Genomic DNA, 1,053 nt, shown 5'->3' with positions numbered 1-1,053 from the left:
CACCGATCTGTGTGTCGGTGAGCCCGCACAGCGGGGAGCGGGCCGCGGCGTACAGCGCGACGTCGTCGGTCGGGTCGGCCAGCGCCTCGAGGAGCGCGGTGAGCGCGCGTATCTCCGGCGTCTCGAAGAACCCCTCCCCCTTGACAACGGTGTATGGGACGTTCGCGTCGCGAAGGCCGCGCTCGTACTCCTTCAGGTCGCTTCGCGATCGGATGAGCACGGCGATGTCGTCGGGTTCGACGGGGCGCGTCCCGGGCCCAGGGGCGTCGGTGTCGTCCGTGACGAGCGTCTCCCCGTTGAGAAGGTCGACAATACGGTCGGCGATCGCGGTGGCTTCGATGGCCGACGGTTCGGAGTCGGGAAGAGCGGCGAGCGGATGGTCCGCGCCGAGATACCGTTCTCGGAGATCAGTTTCGACGGGTACCGGGAGGTACTCGACGACCGGATCCAGGCCGGTCGGCGTCCCGCGGCCGGCAGCCAACGGGGCGCCTTCGGCCTCGTACGGTTCGTCGTCGCCGTACGCGAACACGCGATCGAACAGACCGTTGATCGCGGACAGCGGTTCGGGAAGGGTGCGGAAGTTCGTCGCGAGCGCCGGGTCACAGTCGGCGACGCCGTTCGCGGTGTTCGCGGCGTGTACCGCGTCGGTGGCGTCGCCGAAGACGGTGACATCGGCGTCACGGAACCGGTAGATGCTCTGTTTCACGTCCCCGACGACACAGAGGTTGTCCGCGTCGAACGACTCCGGATCTCCGGGGTCCGATCCCGCCCTCGACTCCTCCCGATCCGAACCGACCGATCCCGCCCTCGACTCCTCTCGATCCGAACCGACCGACCCGGGTCCGCTCGTGAGCGCCCGGGCGAGCTCCCACTGCCGCCGGTTGGTGTCCTGGAACTCGTCGACCATGACGTACCACAGATCCGATCGAAGCCCGGCGGCCGCCTCGGCGGCCGCGCCGTCCGGGTCGGTGAGGAACGCCAGCGTGTGACCGATCAGGTCGTCGTAGTCGAGGGCGCCGCGCCGCCGCTTTCGGTCGCCGTACTCGTCGAGCG

Annotated in this window: 1 protein-coding gene; it reads right to left on the bottom strand. The window is 69.2% G+C overall.

The genetic code is table 11. From position 1 onward, the window contains the following. Positions 1–1,053 (bottom strand): UvrD-helicase domain-containing protein (locus ACFQEU_RS16475; RefSeq protein WP_379783909.1); only part of this gene is annotated, 1,053 nt, incomplete at both ends.

Source organism: Halorubrum tibetense (assembly GCF_042661865.1).
In the GTDB taxonomy this organism is placed as follows: domain Archaea; phylum Halobacteriota; class Halobacteria; order Halobacteriales; family Haloferacaceae; genus Halorubrum; species Halorubrum tibetense.
The sequence above is the reverse complement of the archived record's forward strand: the minus strand, read 5'-3'. Positions and strand labels throughout refer to the sequence as shown.